This window comes from Eubacterium sp. SB2 (genome assembly GCF_001244405.1).
In the GTDB taxonomy this organism is placed as follows: Bacteria; Bacillota; Clostridia; order Lachnospirales; family Lachnospiraceae; genus Faecalicatena; species Faecalicatena contortus_B.
Window position 1 is genome coordinate 543,936 of sequence record NZ_LN865153.1, and the last position, 23,506, is coordinate 567,441.

18 protein-coding genes and 1 other annotated feature are annotated in these 23,506 nt (G+C 47.2%); of the genes, 4 read left to right on the plus strand and 14 right to left on the minus strand.

The window, feature by feature from the left end; translation table 11 throughout:
* Positions 1 to 90 precede the first annotated feature (90 nt).
* From yicI to BN1938_RS14930, 6 genes are all read right to left on the minus strand, one after another.
* Positions 91 to 3,387 carry an alpha-xylosidase gene (gene yicI, locus BN1938_RS14905; RefSeq protein ID WP_050641361.1) on the minus strand — a complete coding sequence of 1,099 codons (3,297 nt, stop codon included), beginning with the start codon at positions 3,385 to 3,387 and terminating at the stop codon, positions 91 to 93.
* A gap of 2 nt (positions 3,388 to 3,389) precedes the next feature.
* A complete protein-coding gene (locus BN1938_RS14910; protein ID WP_050641362.1) occupies positions 3,390 to 4,469 on the minus strand; it encodes a uroporphyrinogen decarboxylase/cobalamine-independent methonine synthase family protein in 1,080 nt (359 codons plus the stop codon).
* Between the two features lie 9 nt (positions 4,470 to 4,478).
* Positions 4,479 to 7,184, minus strand: a complete 2,706-nt coding sequence (locus tag BN1938_RS14915; protein WP_050641363.1) for an alpha-mannosidase — start codon at positions 7,182 to 7,184, stop codon at positions 4,479 to 4,481.
* Positions 7,185 to 7,188: 4 nt separating this feature from the next.
* Complete coding sequence (locus BN1938_RS14920; RefSeq protein WP_050641364.1) at positions 7,189 to 8,025, minus strand: carbohydrate ABC transporter permease; 837 nt, start codon at positions 8,023 to 8,025, stop codon at positions 7,189 to 7,191.
* Entirely contained in the window at positions 8,022 to 8,897 is an 876-nt protein-coding gene (locus tag BN1938_RS14925) for a carbohydrate ABC transporter permease (protein WP_050641365.1), read from the minus strand. Before BN1938_RS14925 ends, BN1938_RS14920 begins: the two co-directional genes overlap by 4 nt.
* 112 nt (positions 8,898 to 9,009) lie before the next feature.
* Complete coding sequence (locus BN1938_RS14930; RefSeq protein ID WP_050641366.1) at positions 9,010 to 10,347, minus strand: ABC transporter substrate-binding protein; 1,338 nt, start codon at positions 10,345 to 10,347, stop codon at positions 9,010 to 9,012.
* Positions 10,348 to 10,593: 246 nt separating this feature from the next.
* On the opposite strand from BN1938_RS14930, the gene BN1938_RS14935 reads away from it, so the two are divergent.
* Genes BN1938_RS14935 through BN1938_RS14950 form a run of 4 tightly spaced genes read left to right on the plus strand, consistent with a single transcriptional unit; the run spans position 10,594 to position 15,303 of the window.
* Positions 10,594 to 12,582 (plus strand): beta-galactosidase, encoded by a 1,989-nt coding sequence (locus BN1938_RS14935; RefSeq protein ID WP_050641367.1) that lies wholly within the window; start codon positions 10,594 to 10,596, stop codon positions 12,580 to 12,582.
* Entirely contained in the window at positions 12,579 to 13,283 is a 705-nt protein-coding gene (locus tag BN1938_RS14940) for a hypothetical protein (RefSeq protein WP_050641368.1), read from the plus strand. Before BN1938_RS14935 ends, BN1938_RS14940 begins: the two co-directional genes overlap by 4 nt.
* A 28-nt stretch (positions 13,284 to 13,311) precedes the next feature.
* The gene (locus BN1938_RS14945; protein ID WP_050641369.1) at positions 13,312 to 14,187 is read left to right on the plus strand and encodes an aldose 1-epimerase family protein; all 876 of its coding nucleotides are present in this window, start codon (positions 13,312 to 13,314) and stop codon (positions 14,185 to 14,187) included.
* Between the two features lie 36 nt (positions 14,188 to 14,223).
* Entirely contained in the window at positions 14,224 to 15,303 is a 1,080-nt protein-coding gene (locus BN1938_RS14950) for a LacI family DNA-binding transcriptional regulator (protein ID WP_050641370.1), read from the plus strand.
* A 266-nt stretch (positions 15,304 to 15,569) separates the two neighbouring features.
* Here BN1938_RS14950 and BN1938_RS14955 read toward each other — a convergent pair whose 3' ends face one another.
* The 8 genes from BN1938_RS14955 to BN1938_RS14990 form a co-directional block, all read right to left on the minus strand.
* Positions 15,570 to 16,631, minus strand: coding sequence for a branched-chain amino acid aminotransferase (locus tag BN1938_RS14955; protein WP_255350420.1), 1,062 nt, complete (start codon positions 16,629 to 16,631; stop codon positions 15,570 to 15,572).
* A 146-nt stretch (positions 16,632 to 16,777) separates the two neighbouring features.
* On the minus strand, positions 16,778 to 17,287 hold the full coding sequence (ilvN, locus tag BN1938_RS14960) for an acetolactate synthase small subunit (protein WP_025655305.1): 510 nt from the start codon (positions 17,285 to 17,287) through the stop codon (positions 16,778 to 16,780).
* 20 nt (positions 17,288 to 17,307) lie between these two features.
* Complete coding sequence (gene ilvB, locus BN1938_RS14965) at positions 17,308 to 19,026, minus strand: biosynthetic-type acetolactate synthase large subunit (protein ID WP_050641372.1); 1,719 nt, start codon at positions 19,024 to 19,026, stop codon at positions 17,308 to 17,310.
* Between the two features lie 222 nt (positions 19,027 to 19,248).
* Positions 19,249 to 19,501: a binding site (T-box leader), on the minus strand.
* Positions 19,502 to 19,683: 182 nt separating this feature from the next.
* Entirely contained in the window at positions 19,684 to 20,313 is a 630-nt protein-coding gene (locus BN1938_RS14970; protein WP_050641373.1) for a lysoplasmalogenase family protein, read from the minus strand.
* A 21-nt stretch (positions 20,314 to 20,334) separates the two neighbouring features.
* On the minus strand, positions 20,335 to 21,162 hold the full coding sequence (locus BN1938_RS14975) for a metal ABC transporter permease (RefSeq protein WP_050641374.1): 828 nt from the start codon (positions 21,160 to 21,162) through the stop codon (positions 20,335 to 20,337).
* Positions 21,152 to 21,865: a metal ABC transporter ATP-binding protein gene (locus BN1938_RS14980; protein WP_050641375.1), complete on the minus strand. Its 714-nt coding sequence runs from the start codon at positions 21,863 to 21,865 to the stop codon at positions 21,152 to 21,154. The genes BN1938_RS14975 and BN1938_RS14980 overlap by 11 nt, the downstream gene beginning before the upstream one ends.
* Positions 21,852 to 22,874, minus strand: coding sequence for a metal ABC transporter substrate-binding protein (locus BN1938_RS14985; RefSeq protein WP_050641376.1), 1,023 nt, complete (start codon positions 22,872 to 22,874; stop codon positions 21,852 to 21,854). The genes BN1938_RS14980 and BN1938_RS14985 overlap by 14 nt, the downstream gene beginning before the upstream one ends.
* 42 nt (positions 22,875 to 22,916) lie before the next feature.
* A complete protein-coding gene (locus tag BN1938_RS14990; protein ID WP_050641377.1) occupies positions 22,917 to 23,408 on the minus strand; it encodes a dihydrofolate reductase in 492 nt (163 codons plus the stop codon).
* Positions 23,409 to 23,506: the final 98 nt, after the last annotated feature.

The following is a 23,506-nucleotide window of genomic DNA, read 5'->3' on the forward strand; positions in this document are numbered from 1 at the left end:
GTTTCTCCCACGAAACCCGTGCCTTCGGCGGCCGCATCGCAGCAGCAGCCTCCTACGCTGCAGTGCGCCCCCCGTCAGAAAGATTTTAAATTAATAAAAAATATGTTTAGCTGCATCGGAAAAATAGCGCAGGTTTTGAGGCGGCACTTCAAAAAAATGATCACAGGCAGACAGAATGTATCCTCCGTCCAGACCAAAACTTTCATAGAGCCGTCTTACCTCTGTTTCGATCTCTTCTTTTGTGCCCGTCTCCAGAATATGGAACTGGTCCATTCCCCCGATCAGCCCCACAAACGGATGAAGTGCATTGTAAACTTTCTGCTCATCCGCCCTGTTACCGATGTCCCCGCCAACTGCCACAGGAGAAAGTGTCTCCGATACGCTGCAGTGATTTTTTGCTATCAAATCCGCAATCCGTGTCATCCCCCCGCATGTGTGATAGACGGAACGAAACCCGTGCTTTTTCAGGGCGTCATGCATTTTTATATCGTAAGGAAGACAGAATTCTTCGTGGATATCGGGTGAGATCACGGTGTTGCTGGAAGCTCCGCCTCCGGTCTCCACAAGGTCGAAGGGCATCCCCGGCAGATTTTCCTCAATATAAGCCAGCTTTTGCTCCAATAAAATCTGAAGCAGCTCGTGTACCCACTCCGGATCGTCATAGGTCATCAGTATCAGGTTCTCGACACCATACAATTCACAGGCGTCCTGCCAGCAGCCGCCCTGTTTTCCCCATATGAAGGTTCTTAATATACCATCCTCTCCCAATGCATCATAAGTCTGCACAGCTAGTTTTCGATCCAGTTTTGGAACGGGCCGGTATTTCCTGAGAAGATGGATATCCTCCTCCTTTTTTATCAAATGTTCCATCACCCAGCTGGTCATGGGACTGATGCCTTCTGAGGTCGTCAGTATTCCATCCGGCGTCTCAATCGTGTAGTGCTTCACATAAAAGCCTTCCCTCTGCTCCCGTGTACTGCTTACTTTCCACGTATCGCTTTCTTCGCCTGACACAGAAAATACATTGATCGAAGCATCCAGACCACACGCTTTATTTGCCTCAATATCACTCATTCCGTTCATATATGTTTTTAAATGATACGGCTGCCATTGATGAACCGTCACCGGCAGTCTGTCAGGGATCCCACCCTCAATTGCACAGAGCATTCTTTCTTTTGATGTCATCTTTCTGTTACTGTTCAGACCGTGCCGTGCACCTCGCTGCACGGCATCGGAGCCGCTGAAGTGATGGTCTCGGGGTATCTGCCCCTCGCCGTAGGCGACTTTAAATGGGCAGATGCCGTTACTGTGCACGCCCGTAGGGTGTGAACAGTAACATCTTTCATCCTCCACATACATTTTAACAGCTTCCGTTTCAATGACAGCTTCCTTTCTTGCAAAAACAGGCATATAATCCAGCGGACACGTGAAAGAATACCATTTTCCCCCCATATAGGTCCGTTTATCCCCCAGCATCTCCACCCAGGCTCCTTCAGGCAGATATACCTGCCTGACAGCATCTCTGCCGCCGAAAACAGGGGCCACAAGGATATCTTTTCCGAAGAAATACTGGTCATACATCCCTCTTACATTTCTGTCTTCGGGATATTCCAGTACCATGGGGCGGATAAACGGAAGTCCGCTTCCTGCACACTCGGATGCGGTTTTCCAGATATACGGCATCAGCCGGTAACGCAGACTGATAAATTGTCTGAGAATGTCAGTCGTCTCCTCATCGTAAGCCCATGGCTGCCTTGTGGTTGTACCATGCAGGCGGCTGTGCGATGTAAACAGACCGAACTGCGACCAGCGGATAAAGATTTCTTTTGTTACGTCACCATAAAACCCTCCCATGTCATGACTCCAGAAGAGGACTCCTGACATCGCCATAGAAAGGCCTGCACGCAGTGTTGCAGCCATCCCTTCGTAGCTGGAATGAGGATCTCCGGACCAGCAGACCGGAAACTGCTGCATACCTGCACAACCGCTTCTGGCCCAGACAAGAGCATTTCCCGCTCCCTTGCATTCCTGTGAAACCTCAAATACCGCCTGATTATAAAGCCTGGAATATACATTCCTCAGTTCTTTTCCTGTCATCCCGTTAGAAAACAGAGCATCATAAGGAATGTCTTCGCCAAAATCAGTCTTCAGGACATCTACACCTTCCTTTAGCACAGTTTTCAACTTTGCCTTAAACCATGCAGATGCCTCCTCATTGGTAAAATCCAGAAGGACGCAGGGCGACAACAGTCCGTGCCATAAGTCCGCCTCATAAGGTTCTCCTTTTTTGTTCTTTGCAAAGTAACCCTTTTCCTTTCCTTCCTGATACATCTCCGTGGTAATTGTCACGTAGGGATTGATCCACAGGCTGATTTTGTAGCCATTTTCCTTCAGTCCGGCTATCATAGCGCTTCGGTTCGGATACTGCGCTTCATCCCACACAAAATCACACCATTTATCTTCTCTGAGCCAGTAACAGTCAAAATGCATGACATCACACGGAATCTTTTCCGACCGGAAACGCTTTGCGTCCTCCTCCACATTTTTTTCGGAATTCCCTTTAAAGCCCGTTGAGTACCACAGCCCAAAAGACCATTTCGGAGGCAGTACAGCCGGCCCGGTCAGATTTACAAAGGCAGAAAGTATCTCCTTCGGGGACGGTCTGACAATCAGATAGTATTCAAGCGAGCTGTCCGGAATATGAGCACTGAGTGTAGCCGCTGATTCACTTCCGATATGAAAATCAAAGATTCCGTGATGATGCACAAAAAGTCCATAGCCATAGCTGCTCATATAGAATGGAATGTTCTTATATGCCGTTTCATCCCTGCATCCCAGGGTGTCAAAATTCCGCATGGACACTGTCTGCCCCCGCTTATCGAACTGTGTAAAATGCTCGCCCAGTCCATAGATACTTTCATCATAATGAAGCAAAAACCCCAGATTCATCCCCTTTAATTCGTCTCCGTCCATGCTGTACCCTGCCGGTGGTATCTGGTTATATCCGTCCCCCACAGAATCCACATCGTTTTGGCTCTCCCGGCAGGCAATCCTTCCGTCTGCATGGCAGATCCGGAAGCTAAAAGGGGATTTTTTTATTTCTATCCGGTATTCTTCCGTAGTGATGCAGTACATTTCCTCTGTCTCTTTTGTTTTTACAGATGCCTCCTGCAGAAATTCTCTTCTGACTACCGGATACTTCACCGGTGTGAATTCTCCCCTGGCAATCCTTACCCGTATGATCCCTGACTGAAATGCGCTAAGGCAGAGGTTGATTGATTCCCCGAAATTATCCAGCGCTTTGATTCTGAAGTTTCCGCCTTCCGTTTCCACCCCCTTCAGAACCGCCGGAAAATGATGCTGATATTCTTTGTATCTTTTTTCCATATCTATTCCTTTCCGTGTTTCTCTACATATTTTATAATCTCTTTTGCGGACTCCATCTCCTCCGTCTCTGTATGAATATACAATCCCTTCCCGGAAAGATGTTCAAGCAGGATTGGGACATCAGACGGAGGCGCCATGATAATCAGGGCTTTCCCCGCCTCCTGCATGCGCTTCAGAATATGCAGGTAATGGGAGGCCGGGGGCTGTCCTGCGACATGAGTCCATTGAATTGCTTTCAATTTTTCCAGGCCCAGTATGTAATCCAGATGCTGTTCCTGTTCAACACCGTCAAAATGGTACACGGGGTATTCCAGCCATTCCATCTGTTGTTCCAGTTCATCCACCACGAATTCTCCGTACATCTCTTTCGAGAACATCACCGACATATCGCACTGCATATGCGCCAGTCTCCCCGGAGCAAGAAGATGCATCCAGGCATGTGCCCCGCCTCCATTGAGCTGCTCGGTTATCCCATAAAACATTTCATTCGTTTTTATCCATCCTTCATTCAGAATCCGGACTGCTTTCTTTACTTCTTCCGGCTGGGAGAGCATATCCATCAGAACGTTTTCCGTTCCGTAGAGGTGCCCCAGTGCATCCAGTGTTCCGCTGCTGTCCGGCATTCCTATAAAGTAGCTGTCTTTGGCGTGTTCCGTCAGACAGCGGGTGATTTCAAGATGTTGTTTCAGGCGTATTTCCGTATAACTGCCCTCTGCTTCAGATAAATCCTCCCACACCGGGTCAAACCAGATCGTGTCGTTCCCATAAGCAGGGACAGCCCCGTAATAATTACAGTGCCCGCTGGTTCCGTAATTCTGAAAGATAATGGGGAGAGTTTCGCCCCCTAAGAACGTATTTTCAAGCCTTTCCATGTTATTTCGGTATATTGTCTCCGGATCTTCCCAGTATTTCCGAAGCTCTTCGGGCTTTCCTGTAAGATCTTGGGAATTATGGAACATGGAAATATTTTTCCCCTTTTCTTTCGGGGCTGTCACTGATATCAGTACCCTGTCTATCATCTCTCTGTCCCAGAATGCATACAGTCTTTTTCTTACTATATCAATATCCTCTTTGAATCTCATTTCCGCCTCCTAAGGTTTTGTATCGATATATAACGTTATAATCTGTCCGGGTTTGATATCAAATCTTATTTCTCCGTTTCGCACTTCCAGTTTTTTCTGCTTTTCCTCCGCAAGGTTCGCCATGTATACCTTATCCATTCCGGGCAGCACCGGCAAAACCACTTCCTGCCTGTTGTCCAGAATGCTGTAGATCCTCAGGATAACTCCATCCTGCCTTTCCGAGATCTTCAGGGCTGAAAGCTGAACGCCTTTTGGCAGCTTATTCATAAAACTGCCCGTATGTTCTTCAGTCAGGAGACTCCTGCACCCGCTTTTTAAAGACTGCGTATAGACAGGGCAGCGGAATCTCTCTATCACATCAAAGGCTTCGGCCGTGCGGTTTGGATGATATACTACACAAAAATCAAAGCTGTGGTTCCCGATACACTGCGCTTCCTCCGTCTCAATTGTCCAGCCTCCGTTTCCATGCCGTGTCAGCAAATCCGTTCTGGAAAGCCACCCCACGCACCGGAGAAGTGTCAAATTTACGGCTGTTCCCGCTTCTGTCTGTACTGCTTCATATTCCGGAAGCCCTGTTGTTCCCACACTCATCGCCTCACAACTGTCATGAACTCCAACATAACCGTGATTAGGATGTGTGGACTGGGGATATTCCATCCATTTTTCCGGAACTTCTACTTCAACGGGACGCTCTGTTATATCAAAAATCTGGTAAGACTCACTGGTTTCCGTCCGTAATCCTGACGGAAACTGTACCTGGAGCCTGTGATCCCTTGCATTATTTTCAAAGTCCAGATGACAGTCAATCCGATTTATCCCGGTGTATAGGGTGATTTTCATGGCAAAAGAACATTTGGCCATCGTCTTTTTCCTTGACCTGCGGTCTTCACTGAGTGCTTCCGGAAGTATCATATTTCCGCGGAGTATCAGGCTCTGGCAGATACCCGCCTGAATTTCTTTTTCAACCTCCAGTGCAGAACCGTCTATTGTACATTCGCGATCCACTTCCGGCCATGAATATGTATATTCATCACCGGCATCCCCCTTATCGATCATTCTGGCAAATCCTTCGTGTTCCGTCTGTGTCCTTTTATCCAGCAGGAGCAGCCCTTTTTCCCCTGCACTCAGACGGTAGAACTCATTCTCTATGGCACTGCCCTCTGTCCTGACCGCCCAAACAGACGGTTCATCAAAAGGCGCTGCCGTCAGCTGGTGGCAGCCATATGTAAAGCCGGGAAGCATCACGCCCACGCGGAGCTTATTTACCTTATAAATCTCCGGCATGGTATGATCCTGGTACAAGGTATTGTAATCCTTCTTCGCCTCCAGAATAACATGTGGTATCTTCCTTCCCGCCTCATCCGTAATTCTGATTCCCGCCGGGATCTCCGGATGGCAGATACGATTCTCACAATCTTCAATCACAGACTTCGTATAGTCAACAGACTGTACAAGCGTCTCGTCCAAACAGATCTCCAGTTCCGCATAGGCCGGCTGTTCTTTGACGCACGGTTCAAACAGAGAGATTTCTGCTGCCCTCGTGTCTGTCCGCTGCCCCTTCGCTTCATTTCTCACTATAGTGTCGCGCATCAGCGTATCTTCCAGCTGTTCTACACAGGCGTAGCGTGTCATCATCTCCCGGTGCACCTCATCAATACTGCATCCGCAGATGCTGTCATGGGGATGATTCTCCAGAATCTTCTTCCAGATATAGTCCAAATACCCGCAGCTGTCGAATTCCCGTCCACTCAGTTTTTCAAGCGCAAGCAGGGGCTCCAGATAGCGTTCCGCTTTATTCTGTACAATATCATTTCTCTGCTTCAAATACATTCTGCTTGACAGTGTGCCTCCGAGCAGCATTGAGCGCTCGCCCGAACGAATCTCACCGCGGAAGGCTGTCAGTTCAAAGGGGTCAGACCCCTTTGTACGTTTCTCTAACTGTTCCCGAAGTTCATTCAGGTAATTTTCCATAGTGGACAGTTCAATGCAACACTCCGGTATCTGCTCGTTCAGCTGTCTGACTACCTCACAGATATCTTTCTGCCCTATGATATGATCCGAGCCGTTCATCAGAAGAACCACATCTGTTGTTGATTTTGCCCCCAGGCTTTCAAGGAGTTCTTTCACCCTTGGCACGGTAATATCCATATCACTGCTCAGGTTCCCGCTGTTGCCATAGCCATGGGGCATATGGACACAAAGGACACTCGAGTCCGGAAAAGGAGATTCCCAGTAAAATTCCGTCTTATCCATTTCACTGGAAGCGCCCCGCCAGAATACCACTGTATGCATCCCCAGCCCCTCTGCTATCTGAGGCATCTGTGCCGGATGCCCGAAGGAGTCCGGCAGGTAGGCCGTCGCCATTTTATGCCCTGCTTCCGCCGTTACCTGGGCGCCTTTCAGATAATTCCTTATATGAGACTCCCCGCTGATTAACAGTTCATCCGGCAGAACATACCATGGTCCACAGATAATTTTTCCCGTCTTCAGCGCGTTGAAAAGACGCTCTCTGCAATACGGTTTTATCTCCAGATAATCTTCGATCGCTATTGTCTGCCCGTCCAGCATAAATGAAACATATTCCGGAACCTCTTCAACCAGATCCAGAAGCCCGTCTATGAGCCTGACCAGTTTTGTCCTGAATTGTTCCCGTGTCAGATACCATTCCCTGTCCCAATGGGTATGGCAAATCATGTGTGCCTTTAATTTCTTCATAGTTCTATCCTTTCACTGCTCCGCTTGTCATGCCGGAAATAAAATGCTTCTGGAATATGATAAACAGCACGGCAGGTATAAATATCGCAATCGCTGTCGCACAGGTGATCGGGCCCCATTTTACGCCCTGTTCTGTCATAAATGTGTACAGTCCGATTGACATCGGCTGGATCTTTGTGCTGGACGTCAGCGTCATGGCAATGACAAATTCATTCCAGCAGGTAAAAAATGTAATGACCGAAGTTGCGATAACTCCCGGCATCGTAAGCGGTAATAATATTTTCGTAAATGTTCCGAACGTAGAACAGCCGTCAATCAGCGCCGCCTCGTCCAGTTCTTTTGGTATGGAATCGTAAAACGATTTGAGTATCCAGACTGAGAACGGAATATTTATGGATACATATACGGCTATAATCCCCGGAAATGTATCCAGAAGCCTCATATTGTTCATCATAACGTACAGCGGAACAATCAATACACTCGCCGGTAGCATCTTCGTTATCAGAAGCAGAAGCATCAGCGGTTTATTTGCCTTGAACTTATATCTGGAAAACCCATACGCTGCCAGTACAGACAAAACCCCCGCAATCAGAACAGTCGCAGAACTGATAATAAAGGAATTCCGAAATCCTATCGGCATCATGGTTTCAAACAGCACCTTTTTATAATGGGCAAGGGTTCCGTTAGACACATACCACTGCGGGGGATAAGCAAACATATCTCCGGGCTGTTTGAAGGACGTGATGATTACCCAGTATATTGGTGTTAGAAAAGCTAATATTACAAGGATATACAATATGTATACTCCGACCGGCCTGGCTTTCTTTTTCCATTTTCTCATTCTTCACTTTCCCCCTTAAATACAAACATATATACAACGGTAAGTATCAGGCTTATGAGGAGCATGATGACAGCCATAGCCGCTCCCTGCCCAAGCTGGTGGAACTTGAATGCCGAATTATACATGTACAGCGGCAGTACTTCTGTGGCATTTTTAGGTCCGCCCCCTGTCAGGGCATATATAATATCAAAGTACCCGATGGTACCGATTGTGATCATAATCAGGTTAATCAAAAATGTACTCTTCATCATAGGTATTGTTAAATATATAAATTTCTGAAACCCGTTTGCGCCGTCTATGGCGCCTGCTTCATAAAGCTCTCCCGGAATCTTCTGCAGCCCCGCCATCTCAAGCATAAAGGTAAATGGAACTCCGATCCAGACAGTGACAAACATTAAGGTAGTCAGGGCCATATCACTGCCAAGCCAGTCTTTAGGACTGCCGCCGAGCTGGATTAATACCGCATTCAAAAGCCCCATTTTTCCGCTTCTTAGAATCCATTTCCACATAAGGCCAAGAGCCACCGGCGGTACGACCCACGGCAGTATGACGCTTGTTCTCCCGATACCAGAAAAAGGTCTCTTTTTCTGAAAAAGAAAGGCAAGTGCAAACCCAAGAGTAAACTGCCCCACAACTACAACTGCCGAGAACTTAAGCGATACAACACAACTGTGTATGAAATCTTTGTTCTGGAACAGTTCCACATAATTCTTCATGCCGATGATTTCCTCAGTCCCCATCCGAAGTAGATTCAGGTCTGTTACACTAATATAGAAGGAATAGAAAAACGGATAAATCGTAAAAATCCCAATCCATATTAATGCAGGTAATATGAAAACCAGGTATATATGCTTCCTAATAAATTTTCCCATCTTGCACCTCGCTATTATTGGAAAATGGTAAAGGTTCAAACCTGTCTGAACCTTTACGTAAAATGGCTCATTTGCAAATTTGAAATGAGCCATTTCCACGTTCGTTCAATTTCTACTGCTTCATAATCTCATCAGCCGATTTCTGTGCTTTCTCTGCTTCTTCTTTGATAACGCCCTCCAGATCAGTCTCTCCGGTAGCCGCACTCTGTACAATCTCTTTAAAAGATTCGTCTGCAGCACTGTAGAATGCTACTGCATCTCTTGGCTTAGCCGCATAGAGGCCCTGGGAATACGCCTGCCAAACAGGGTCATTCTTGAATTCATCCTGCTCATATACTTCCAACAGACTTGACATCTGTCCGATTCTGGTGAAAAGTGTCTGTACCTCCACACTTCTGTAGAAATCTATGAAGCTCCAGGCAAGCTCCTGCTGCTCCGGGTCATCGGTAAACATAGCAAGTGTCCAGCCTCCGGCTGTTGTGCACGGCTCCTGCCCCGGAACTGCCGGAATATCCGCAATGCCAACCTTAGAGATAAACTCTTCGCCGCCGGAATCTTTCATCAGAGGATAATGCCAGTTTCCAAGAATAGCCATAGCCGTCTGACCGCCTACAAAATTAGCTTCTACGTCTGAAAACTTCACAGATGCAATATCCTCGGCCACGATCTTCTCATCAATCAGTTTCTGAATGAACTGCATGGTATCAAGCATCGCATCAAAGCTCTTGCCTTCACCGAATATCACTTTTTCTTTTCCGTCTGTCAGCTCAGCGCCTTCACCATGCCCCCAGAACCACGGCAGGAGTGTACAAGAGGTAACGGCATCCGGAAACGCAGGAATCCCAAGCCCATACTGGTCAATTACGCCGTCGCCGTCTTCGTCAACCGTCAGCTTTTTCCCCATTTCCAGCAGCTCGTCCCAATCTTTCGGAGGTGCGTCATATCCCGCCTCTTTTAAAATGTCTTCTCTGTAATAAAGATTCCAGAGACCGCCGTGGAACCAGACTGCTTTTGCTTCCCCATCTACCATGCTTCCTTCTGCAGCGTAGGGATAATGTTCCGCCCTTTTCTCTTCGGTAAACCACTGATCCAGAGATACCATTGCGCCGGTTTTGTCTACTTCCGCCAGATTCGAGCCGTCTACCATACAAATATCGGCCACATTGTCTGCATTAATATCCTGCAGAAGCTTTGGAAGGTAATCATCCGTTCCTATCGTGATTTCAAGTTCTGCATTATTCTCCTCCTCCCATTGGTCAAATAGCTCCTGCAGACCCGGAACGTTCTGCGGCGCAGCCCAGGAGTTCGTATTAAATGTCAGAACTTTTTTTCCGCTGTCTGCCTTGCTTTCCGTGCTCTCTGATTCGGGAGCTTTTGTTTTACAGCCTGTAAACATGGTTGCTGCCATTGCTGCGGTTAACAGAACCGCAATCATTCTCTTTTTCTTCATTGTTTCTCCTCCACTTTTGTTTTGTACACGTGTAATATTGTTTCATTTATCATATCGTACATTTCCTGTCCTGTCAATTGATTTTTTATGTGCAAATATGCCAATTTATAACTGTTTTTTTCGTCAAAATAGCAGATTGAGTTTTTTAATATTGATTCTTAATATTACAAATGTTATAATACGATTATACAAATCCTTGTTTTGTAACATCTTGTAACATTCAATTTTTAAAAAGGAGTACGTATCATGATAAAAAGAGCAGAAGTTACACCTCAAGGCATTTCGCTGGATGGCGAACTGCTACCACTCTACTCCGGCGCCGTGCATTACTGGAGGCTGGACCGCACGTTATGGAAGGATATTCTGGAAAACGTGAAGAAAATGGGTTTCCATATTATAGAAACTTACATTCCATGGTCAGTACATGAAATCTCCCGCGGGGAATTTGATTTCGGAAGGATTGATAAAAGAAAGGATCTGGATGCGTTTCTTACGCTGTGTGAAGAGCTCGGTCTTTTTGTTCACGTCCGCCCGGGTCCCCACATTAACTCGGAGATGACTTATTTTGGCTACCCGAAACGAATCGTGTATGATACAGCCATTCAGGCCCGTTCCCCTTTTCGTACGCCGGTAAACCTCCCTCACTCGCCCAAGGTGATCCCGGTGCCCAGTTATGCCAGTGAGGCTTTTTACCGGGAAGTTGAAGTGTATTTCGATGCGCTCGCTCCGATTATAAGAAAACATGCCTATCCAAACGGAAATATTATTGCACTACAGTCTGATAATGAAACCTGCTATTTTTTCAGGGAGCGGCCTTATGTTTCCGATTACCACCCTGACTCTGTGGCGCTTTACCGCACAATGCTGAAGGACAAATACACTTCCATCGAGACTCTGAACAGCGTATACAGAAGTTCCTGGAAGGAATTCAGTGAGATAGAGCCGCCACATGGCTTCTCTGGTTCCTGCAGAGAGGATCTTCCTTATTATTTGGACTGGGCAGAATACAAAGAATTTCAGATATGCATGTGCCTGCGCCGTTTTGCAGATATGTGGAGGGAAAGAGGGGTCTGCCTGCCTTTTTATCAGAATACCGGGTACCATTACTACACGCCTGTTGATAACATCCGTATCGAACGCGAATGCGTGGATATCTGCGGGATTGACATGTATCCGAACCGTACCGCCCTAAAACCAATCAGGGAAAAGATACGCTATATGAGCGGAAGCAGTATACTGCCCTTTGTGCCGGAATACGGAAGCGGGGTCTGGTTTGAATTTCCCGAAACATTTCTGCCGGAAGAGGAGGAATTTACCACATACTATGCATTTATGAACGGACTGAAAGCAATTAATTATTATATGCTGGTGGAGAGAGACCGGTGGCAGGGCAGTCCCATTACAAGAGATAACCGAATACGCAGCGGTTACTTCGAATTCTACAGGCGCTTCCAGAATTTCTTATACGAGAACAGATACTGGGAATTCTTTAGAAAACCCAAAGTCCTTGTATTGAAGAATTATGACTGTGCCCGGATAAAAGCCGTTTTATCCTCCATGGACTTTGCCCCTTTGGATGTGAATACCTTCGCTCCCGGATTCAATCTTCCTTCGGAACTGTTTTCCATCGGAAATATATTTGGTTTCGAACACTTTGATGAAGATAACTCGCACTGGGCTTCCGAATTCTGGATCGAAAATACAATCCGGGAACTTTCGCTCCTGCAGATCGATTTCAACATCAGCGACACCCACCTTCCCTTCCAAAAAATGCTTTCGTATGACTATATTTTTGCATCCTCCTACGACTTCATGTCCGAAGCTGCACAAGATGCTCTCGCTTCATACGCACACGCCGGGAAAACACTGATTCTGGGGCCCGGACTTCCTTATCTTAACATGGAAATGTTCCCCTGTAACATTTTGGAAAAGGCTGCAGGACTGGACAATGTCCGTCTCTGTAGCAAGGTGGATGCCCAGCTTTTAAATGAACTCGATATTCCCGTTCCATTCAAAACCCGGGACGAGGGGATTGAACTTAGCTGCCATTACCGGGATGAGACGGTTTTCCTTTGGGCTGCAAATACACTCAGCCGCACACAGGAATGCACCATAGAATTCTCGGGAAAGAAAACCTTTAACCCCAAATACAATGCCGGCTGCAAAGAGGGCACCGATGCCATTTCTCTATGTATGCCCGCCTACTCGATCAGCATATGGGAGGTACTGCCATGATTCATCCTGACTGTAAATATTTAGACATTTATCCTTACACCTGGCGGCATTTGGGTGAACTGATGGAGTATCTGAATCCACGCCGCAAAATATTGTATATCCTGCATGATCAGGGAATTATTAGTAAAGCTGTAGATTCTGATAATACGACCTGCGCTCTTCCTTTTTCCAAATATCAGGCAGAAGAATTTCCTTCCTGCCGGCTTTTTGAGCTGTATCCTGATATCGACGAAATCCATGTGCTTGAATACGCTGCCCTTGTCCGCTACTACACCTCAGTGCAAAGTATCAGCCTGGAAGAGAAGAATACAATGCAATATCTGGACTTCATTACAGATTATTACAGTTGCCATAAAGGGATCGACATTTATTCCCGCAGAAAGTGTTCCGGCACATTTTACCGGAAAGCTCTGGATTATGCCGGAAAATTTTTAAATGACAGGCAAATTGTATTTTTTGTTGTAACAAAATCAGAATTTATCTGGTTTGATGTTGTTTTATTGGTAGAAAATGGTACAATAACGGAAATTAGAACTTTAGACACACTGAAGAGTGAAGCGTGGTATACGTCTCCCTGTACTGCTCTCAGTGAAGCTGCCCAAAAGCTCGCAGAAAAGTTCAGCCGTCCGGTCAAAATCATTCACTATGAGCACGAGGCGCTGCCTTTACTCACAGCGTTCTGGGAAAAGTATTGTGTCTGAAGCCCATCAAACAAGGAGGATTCTATACATGAACTATACGATCTGCAATCCATTTTTAAATGTTAATGTCTCATCACACGGCGGCGAACTTCAATCCATCTGCACGCCAGATAAAACACAATACCTCTGGCAGGGTGATCCGGAATACTGGGCGGACCGTGCGCCTAATATTTTTCCTTATGTTGCAAGATTGACGGACGGGAAGTATACTTACCGGGGTAAGACTTATAGCCTGGATATTCATGGATTTTTAAAAGATTCCGAAATGTTATGCGAAAGCCGCAGCGACAGCCGGCTTGTACTGTACTTCGAGGATACGGAAGAAACGATCAGGCAATACCCTTTTTCCTTCCGTTTTTCTATCTGCTACGAATTGAAAGAACAGACACTTCATATCACCTACCACATCGAAAATCACAGCGATGAAACCATGTACTTTGGCCTGGGCGGGCATCCCGGATTCCTCGTCCCTCTGGATCAGACGCTGTGCTTCGAAGACTATGTTCTGCAGTTTGAGTCCGGCTGCCGTCCGGAGCAGCTGATTTTTTCAGAAGATTGTTTCGTAACTGATGCGGCAGAGGAATTTAAGCTTGCCGCAGACAGCAGACTTGCGCTGAGACACAGTTTGTTTGACCGAGACGCACTCATACTTCAAAATGCCGGTTCAGAGATCACTCTTGCTTCAGATAAATCACCTCACTCTGTGAACGTACAGTTCGACGGCTTTCCTTATCTGGGACTCTGGCACTGCCCGAGAACCGAAGCCGGCTATATTTGTATCGAACCCTGGTGCTCCCTTCCTTCCCGAAAAGGAGTTATCGAAGATCTGGAACAGCAGAAAAATCTGATTTCATTGCCTTTGGGCTGCTCATGTGAAAAGTCATGGAGCATCACCATCCGGTAGACGTCTGTATAAAAGCAATAAGTAAAGGAGTTTAGAATGACAACCTCAGAAATAGCAAAAAAATTAGGAATTTCAAGGGGGACCGTGAGCCGTGTGCTCAACAACCACCCCAATGTAAAACCCGAGACACGTAAGAGGGTACTGGAAGCGCTCAAAGAACTGAATTATATTCCGAATGAAACCGCCCGCTCACTGGTGATGCAAAAGGAATTCCACATTGCAGTCATTGTCTTCTCCCAGCCGGCATTTTTCTGGGCCCAGGTTCAGAGCGGAGTCAGCACTGCCCAGAACGATCTGGCGTCCCAGGGCGTTATTGTGGATTATTTTGTAACTGATATGATGAAACCGGAAGAGCAGCTGGAACTAATCCGCACTCTTCCTCAGAAAGGATACGACGGAATAGCCGTTGCTCCGAATAACCCCCGGATGCTGGCAAGCGAGATCGACCGGCTTTCCAACAGCGGATTCCCGGTTGTCATCATCAACGTGGAGATCCCCACAGCCAATCAGCTCTGCTATATCGGTTGTGACTATATTCAGTCAGGCATCCTTGCAGGGGAATTATTTTCCCGGTTTCTTCCGGACCGCTCCGATCTGCTCGTGCTGACCCTGAAAGATTCGGTTTATGCAATCGAACAGAGGATCACCGGTTTCCGTAAGGAACTCTCCAAGCATGAGCACCTGAATATCAAACGCATTGAACGTTTCAACCGTGACGGTTCCCGCGTATATGAGGTACTGCTGGATCTCCTGAAGGAATCCCCGGATTTCCAGGGTATCTATGTCAGTTTTGACGCACTTGTACAGACGGCCGATGCGGTGCAGGCTCTCAACCTAAACCCTGCTCCCGTGATTGTCGGCTATGATTTAAATGAACATATATTTGAACGGCTAAAAAATAAATATATCACCGCTACCATCTGTCATGAACCTTTTAACCAGGGATACTTTGCCGTGAAAATTCTTCACCGTTATCTTCTTAAAAAGGTTCACCCGTCCAGTTCGCTGATGTATAACAAACTAGAGGTTGTAATGGCATCCAATGCAAAATACTACATGAATGAGACACTTCAGACAGAGCTGTTCGCAACCGGTTCTCCGAGAGATAATCTATGACAAAGCGGGCAAGCCCACATGGGTTTCCCCCCTCACTCATGAGGGGCTTGCACGCTTTGGCGCCGCCGCGATGCCGCCTTGCGGCTATATACCTTATCGCAGCGTGCACATCCCGCCGGGAGGGCCTTTGTATCTTATAGGCTTTCCTATAAGATACAAAAAGCAATCCCTATTCGCTGTCAACAGCCTGTCGGGATTGCTTTTTCATATAATGTTACAATTCTCTGATAGTTCAGGCAGGCCTGAACTGTTACACAATTTTTTTACTATACAATTACCTGAATCCACCCCTCCGGCGCCTCAATCTGTCCCATCTGGATACCGGTCAGTGTGTCGTACAGTTTCTGGATTGTCGGCCCCATCTTCTCCATTCCGCTCGGGAAGCAGATTTCATTCCCATGGTCAACAATCTTTCCAACCGGAGAGATAACAGCAGCAGTACCGCAGAGTCCACATTCCGCAAAGTCTTTTACCTCCTCCAGATAAACATCCCTCTCCTGCACTTCCAGGCCGAGATAGTGCTCTGCCACATAGAGCAGGGAACGTCTTGTTATAGAAGGAAGGATCGTATCTGAATGCGGTGTCACGACCTTGTTGTCTTTCGTAATAAAGATAAAGTTCGCTCCCCCGGTTTCCTCCACCTTTGTTCTTGTTGCAGAATCCAGATACATGTTCTCGTCAAATCCGTTTGCATGTGCTGTTACGATTGCGTGAAGGCTCATGGCATAATTCAGTCCGGCCTTGATATGCCCGGTCCCGCATGGAGCCGCACGGTCAAAATCAGATACACACAGGGTAAGAGGCTTTACTCCCCCCTTAAAATAAGGGCCGACCGGTGTTGTGAATACCCGGAACTGAAACTCATCAGCCGGTTTTACACCGATCACCGGGTTGATTCCGAACATGTAAGGCCTGACATACAGGGTTGCTCCTGACCCATAGGGCGGTACATAGGCGGCGTTTGCCTTTACGGTCTGCACCACCGCCTCTACGAAACGCTCAGCCGGAAATACAGGCATCTCCAGTCTCTTCGCGGAGTCCACCATACGCTGTGCATTTAAATCAGGGCGGAACGCCACGATATGTCCATCCTCCGTCGTGTATGCTTTGAGCCCCTCAAAGATTGTCTGTGCATACTGCAGGACGCCCGCACACTCGTTCATCGTAATATTAGGGTCGTCAATCAGCCCTCCTTCGTTCCATTTGCCGTCCTTAAAGTCAGCCACATATCTTTTGTCCGTTTCAATATAGGCAAACCCCAGGTTCTCCCAGTCAATGTTTTTCTTATCCATCTGTAACTCCTCCGATCCTCTGCTTTCATTCTGCAAATCACTGTTTATGAGCCAATTATAATACTTCTCCCATTAAAATTCAAGAGTGCGCTCTGTTTTTTCTTAACAAGCTATTCCACTGGCGTAACAGTTTATGCGAGCCAGAACTGTTACACATCTAACCGCCCGGCTTCCGGCACGCTTTAACGCTCCATCATACTAATGGATTCGATGCCGACGCTGCCCCCGCGTACGACTTCAATGTTCTTAAACTCTTCCTTCATGAGCTTAATGACCGCATCATTTTTTGTAGCTGTCTGAACGAATTCCAGCAGGAGGCTGTCTTTACCATAGTCAATCACTCTCGCCTTGAATGTTTCTGCTATCTGAAAGAGCTGCACCTTATCTTCCGGTGTGCATTTTCTGACCTTTACATACAAAATTTCCTTCATTCTCACAAAAATGTCTGTAAAATCTATGACTTTAATTACCTCCACAAGCCGGTTCAGCTGTTTCTTAATCTGTTCAAATGTCTCATCATCGCTGACAGTTGCTATCGTCATCCTTGAAATGGTAGGATCCTCTGTAGTCCCCACTGTCAGACTGTCCAGATTATAGGATTTACCGGAAAATAAACCGGATATTTTAGACAGGACACCCACCTGGTTTTCTACGAATAATGAGATCCATCTTTTTTTTGTATTGTTCTCCATGCTCTTCTCTCCTTTCGATGCTAACAGTCCACAATCATCTCTTCCAGAGTCCCTCCCGGCTGGATCATCGGGAATACCATCTCTTCCTGATCAATGATAAATTCTATCAGGGTCGGTGTTTTCGTGTTCTTCTTTGCCTCTTCAAAGGCAGCAGAGATTTCTTCCGTTTTGGTGACTCTGATCCCCTTTGCCCCATAGCTCTCTGCCAGTTTTATAAAATCCGGTGTGTATTCGGGCATCTCTTTTCCATCGGTCCTGCGGAAAAGCGCACCGGAGCGCAGGTTTGTCATGCCGTATCGCTTCCCGTAGAACAGCTTCTGCCACTGCCGTACCATGCCGAGATATGCATTATTGAATACGCAGAGGATCACCGGCAGTTCTTCCAGCACCGCAGTTGCGAACTCCTGGATATTCATCTGCATACCCCCGTCCCCGGAAATAGCGATGACCGGCGTATCCGGATTACCCAGCTTGGCGCCGACCGCTCCCGGAAAACCATATCCCATGGTACCCAGCCCACCGGACATGATGATCCGTTTCTTCTCGGTGATCTCCGCATACTGCGCAGCAAACATCTGATGCTGTCCCACGTCTGTTACAATAATGGCCTCATCAAACTGCCGGTTGATCTCGTCTATAATATCTTTCGGGCCCATCTCTGCATGCTTCTTCATATCCAAGGGGTGGTTCGTCTTCCATTCGCCGATCTGCCCCAGCCATTTCGTTGTATTGCATGGCTCAACATACTCCTGCATTTTCAAGATTGCTTCCTTAGCATCAGCTACAATCGGGATATCTACATGAATGTTTCTGGAAATGGCCGCCGTGTCGATATCGATATGTACAATCTGTGCTTTTGGGGCAAATGCATGAAGCTTACCCGTAATACGGTCATTGAATCTGGTTCCTATGGAAAAAAGCAGGTCGCACTCACTGACTGCCATATTTGCTGCATACGCACCATGCATTCCCAGATTGCCTATGTACAGCGGATGATTTGTCGGAATCGCTCCGCGCCCCATAACCGTCGTTATTACCGGTACATTCGTCTTCTCTGCAACCTCAGTAAAAATGCTGTTTGCTCTGGCGATATTGACTCCGCCGCCTGCAAGAAAGAGTGGTTTCTTTGCCTTGTTCAGCATCTTAATCGCCTTCTTTAGCTGCCCGATATGTACATTAGTATTCGGTTTGTACCCCCGGATGTTGACATCAGAAGGATATTCCGGACTGCCCAGTTCTGCCATCACGTCTTTCGGCAGATCAATAAGAACCGGCCCCGGTTTCCCTGTACTGGCTATGTAAAAAGCTTCTTTTATAATCCGGCCCAGGTCCTCTCTATTGCGGACCGTCACCCCATATTTTGTGATACTTCTGGTGATACCTACGATATCAACCTCCTGGAATGCGTCGTTTCCGATCAGGTGTCTGGCTACCTGCCCCGTAAAACATACAAGCGGCACACTGTCATAATTAGCCGTTGCCAGGCCAGTTACCAGGTTGGTTGCCCCAGGCCCGCTTGTAACCAGGCATACGCCGACTTTTCCAGTTGTCCTGGCATAAGCATCCGCTTCGTGCACAAGGGCCTGCTCATGCCGCGGAAGGATCACTCTGATATCATCCTGTCTGTATAGTTCGTCGCTCAGGTCAATCGTACATGCCCCCGGATAGCCAAACAGGGTATCTACCCCCTCTTCCTTCAGCGCCTTAACCAATAATTTGTTTCCTGAAATCTGTCTCATACTTATACCTCCTTGAATTTCCTAAATCAAAACAAAGCGGGCAAGCCCACATGGGCTTCCCATTCCCCCACTCATGAGGGGTTTGCACATTTTGGCGCCGCCGCGATGCCGCCTTGCGGCTATATACCTTATCGCGGCGTGTGCATCCCCCGGAGGGTTTTTATGATATAGGAAATTCCAAAGGAATTTCCTATATCATAAGAAAACCCTAAGCTATTGCTAGCTTAGGGCGAATATCCAATCCGTGTTACCACCTAAATTCAGAGAAATCTTCTCTGCACTCTGTCAGTACGGGAACCACTGTCCGATACTGCTTCCCTGTAACGTAGGAATCACGTTGGAGCTTACTTGGGCTTCCACCTGTTCGGTCCACTGCTCAAAGGCTACTTCCACAATCCCTTCACGAAGACTCGCACCTGCCGCCTTCTCTCTTAGCTTCCGGTAATTATGTACTCCTCCTTATCACTGCATTTCACAATCCATATTCCGCAGTATATAAAAATCTGCCCGCAGGGCCTCTGTTATACAATTCCCTTTGGGTAAGCTTTAAACTGCTGAAAGTTATACTTATTATAGTGTCTGCTTTTCACTTTGTCAATGATAAAATATAATCGGAATTCGAATCATGAGCTTTTGCCCCGGGAGTAAAAGCCCTCCTCAGTACAGGCTGACCGCCAGAAAATATACAGCCAGATAATAAAGCATCAGAAGTACCGCGCTGTGCCAGCGGGCTCTTTTCCCGCTCAAATAGCTCCAACCCAGAATCGTATCCGATATAACAAAAAAGATCCCTCCTGCTCCTCTGATGATCCCCGGCATACTGCCGTCATTCATCCCCCAGGACGCCATAAAAGCCGCCATGAAGCAAAGCAATGCCGCATAGACAAAACCCGGAACCAGCAGCCGTCTTTCCAGTCTGTTCAGGTGAGGCCTGAGAATCAAAAACATAAAACCATACAGAATTACAAACAAAATGACTGTGTTCCGCCAGCCACACCCATCCAGCAGAATACCGGTTATCAGACAGATGTGCCCCACTCCGAAAGAGGCAACGCCTGCCAGAAACCATATTTCCAGAAGTACGTCCGCAGCCATATAGCAGACAATCCCAGCAAAGGTCCACCAAGCCATAGGAGTCTGCGAAGATACGGCAAAAGAAAGCGCCATCAGTACGGGCATAAACGTAGCCAGTGCCTTAAATATGAGCGGTTTCCTGCTGCCGCTCTCTTTTCGGAAAAAATAAACCAGACCGAAGACTGCCATGAATACTGCCTCCATCCCTAACATACGCCCTCCCTTTCCATCCGTTTACTGAAAGGTTTTATTCTTCACTGCCCCCACAATCGTATAGATCAACAGCGCACCGATATTTACAATAACTACACTTGCGCCCGCCGGTGTTGCCCATACGTAGGAGACAGTAATACCGATAAACAGACATACGACGGCGATGACCGCCGAGTTTATAACCACACTTTTAAATGTCCTGCACACCCTCATGGAAGTCAGTGCCGGGAATATAATAAGGCTTGAAATCAGCAGCGCCCCCATCATGCGCATGCCCAGAACAATAGTAACCGCTGTGAGAACGGCGATCAATGTATTATAGAGATTGGCTTTTACCCCCGTTGCCAGAGCAAAAGTCTCATCGAATGTGATTGCAAAAATCTTATGGTAAAACAGAATATATAAAATCAGTACTGCCGCAGAAAGGAGGACACTCATTCTGACATCCCCGCTGCTCATGGCCAGAATGCTTCCAAACATATAATTATAGACATCTGTATTCATGCCCGTGGTCATTGATATCACCATAACTCCCACCGCGAGAGCGCTCGTTGAAATCAGTGCAATAGCCGCATCCCCTTTGATTTTGCTGCTGCCGCTGATCCGCAGCAGAAGAACCGCCGCCAGAACCACCACCGGAATAGCCACTGTAAGCGGTGCAGCATTGGCTGCGGCTGCAATGGCCAGGGCACCGAATCCCACATGGGACAAGCCGTCCCCGATCATGGAATACCGCTTCAGCACGAGGCTGACTCCCAGAAGGGCAGAGCAAAGCGATACCATTGTCCCCACCAGTATGGCCCTTACCATAAACGGATAGGAGAACATTTCAATTAATTTATCTAACACGCTGTCCACCTCCCAGAAATGCCTTTCCAATCTCGCTGTTCCTGTATTCTTCTGCCGTCCCGAAGAACAGGGCCGTCTCCTGGAGGTGCAGTATATGACTGGCATATTCCATTGTACTTTCAATGTCGTGGGATACCATAACCACTGCAATCCGGGAATCTCTGTTGATCTGTTTAATCAGCTGATAAAACTCCTGGGTCACAATCGGGTCCAGGCCGGTTACAGGCTCATCCAGGAGCAGTAATTTCCTGGTAGCACACAAAGCCCTGGCAAGCAGAACCCGCTGCTTCTGTCCACCGGACAAATCCCGGAAACACTGTCTTTCCAGTTCCCGGATACCCAGCAGTTCCATATTCTCTTTTGCACTGCGCTTGTCCGCTCCGGTATAAAAGGGACGCATCCCCCGGCCGTTCAGCCGCCCCGACAGTACCACTTCATAGACACTTGCCGGAAAATCTTTCTGTACATCCGTCTGCTGCGGCAGATACCCGATCTCATTCTGGGAAAGGCCGTCTCCCAGGATAATCTTCCCCTTTACCGGGTTCTTCAGCCCCAGAATGCTTTTCACCAGAGTACTCTTGCCGGAACCATTTTCCCCGACAATGCAAAGATAGTCATCTTCACTCACCTGAAAAGACAGGTCATGCACAACCGTCTGGCCTTCGTATGCAATTGAAATGTTTTCACATTTAATCAGTGCCATCTGACAATGCCTCCCTTAATGTCTCTACATTTTTTTCCATCAGGCTCAAATATGTTTCGCCATTCTGAAATTGTTCCGCGCTGATATTATGGCAGCTGTAAAACACTTTTACTTCCGTCCCTGTTGCCTCTGCAATGGCCCGGGAAATATGATCACTGCTCAGTTCCATTTTTAGAACGACCGGTATTTTTTCTTCCTTCACTTTGTTAATTAAAAAAGCCATGGTGGCCGCACTGGGTTCCGTATCCGAGGCGCATCCGGGAAATGCAGCATAATACCTGAGTCCGTACTCATCCGCAAAATAGCGGAACGGAAACCTGTCCCCAAACAGAATGGTATCCCGGTCAGATTCCTCCACCGCTTGCCTGAACTGTGCGTCCAGATCCTCAAGTTTGTGTATATAGGTTTCTGCATCCTGCTTATAGGCATCCGCATTATCAGCGTCTGCACTGCACAGCAGTTCCGTGATGTTATCCACAATCTTCACCGCATTTTTAGGAGATGTCCACACATGTTCATCATATTCCCCCGGATTATCTTCCTCTTCCCGGTGATTTTCCTTCATCCCAGCTACATGTTCTTCCTCCACAGTATCCACACAGTCTACCAGGCGGAGTGTTGCCATCCTGCCTGTGTCCATTGAGGACAGGATGTCCTCCACCCATTCGTCGTTTTCCCCGCCCACATAGATAAAAAGGTCACAGTTCTGGATGGCTATGATATCCTGAGGAGTAGGCTCATAAGAATGGCTCTCCTCCCCGGGCTTCAGAAGCATCTTCAGGTCTGCCCTGCCGCCTGCAATCTGCCTGACAAAATCATACTGGGGAAATATGGTTGTAACCACTTTGATCCTGTGGTCATCCGCGCTTGTTCCTTCCTGCTGCTTTGCTTTAGAGCAGCCTGACAGAAAGCAAGACATACCGAATAACAGACACATCAGCAAAACGGTTGTCCTCTTCCGGCAAACCGCTGCTGTTGTTTTTCCATTTCCATTGTAAATGCCGGCCATGTAACACCACTTCCTTTTCCCAGCAAGATAACTGCTGCATTCTTATGCCTGCCTCTCGTATTTGGTGAATCTGAATTCCAGGTCAAAGCAGGTCTGCTCCTCCCCTTCCTCTGTCATCGTCCACTCTTCCAGTTCATCCAGATTCGGCAAAAATGTGTCCGCCTGAAACGCGTGGTCAATCCGGGTAATATACGCGGTATCGCAGAGAGGAAGAAGCTGGCGGTAAATTCTTTCTCCCCCGATCACATAGATATCATCCGACTGGTAACGTTTCAATTCTTCCTGCAGTTCCTCTAGAGTATGGACAATAACCGCGTCTTTTACACGGTAATCTTTGTTGCCCGTCAATACTATATTAGTTCTGTTTTTTAAAGGCAGCCCGTTCGGAAAACTTTCCAGAGTCTTACGCCCCATCACTACAATCTTCCCCGTAGTCGTCTGACGGAAAAACTTCATATCCGTCGGAATGCTCACCAACAGTTTATTTTTAAAGCCAATTCCCCAGTTCTTATCTGCTGAAGCTATCAATTTCATATATTATCCTCCTGTTTTATCCGAATTTTCAAATGCCGTATTTGACGGCAGTAAACCAGTAACTTTGTAAAAGCCTTCCGTCTACGTTCTGCGCTTTC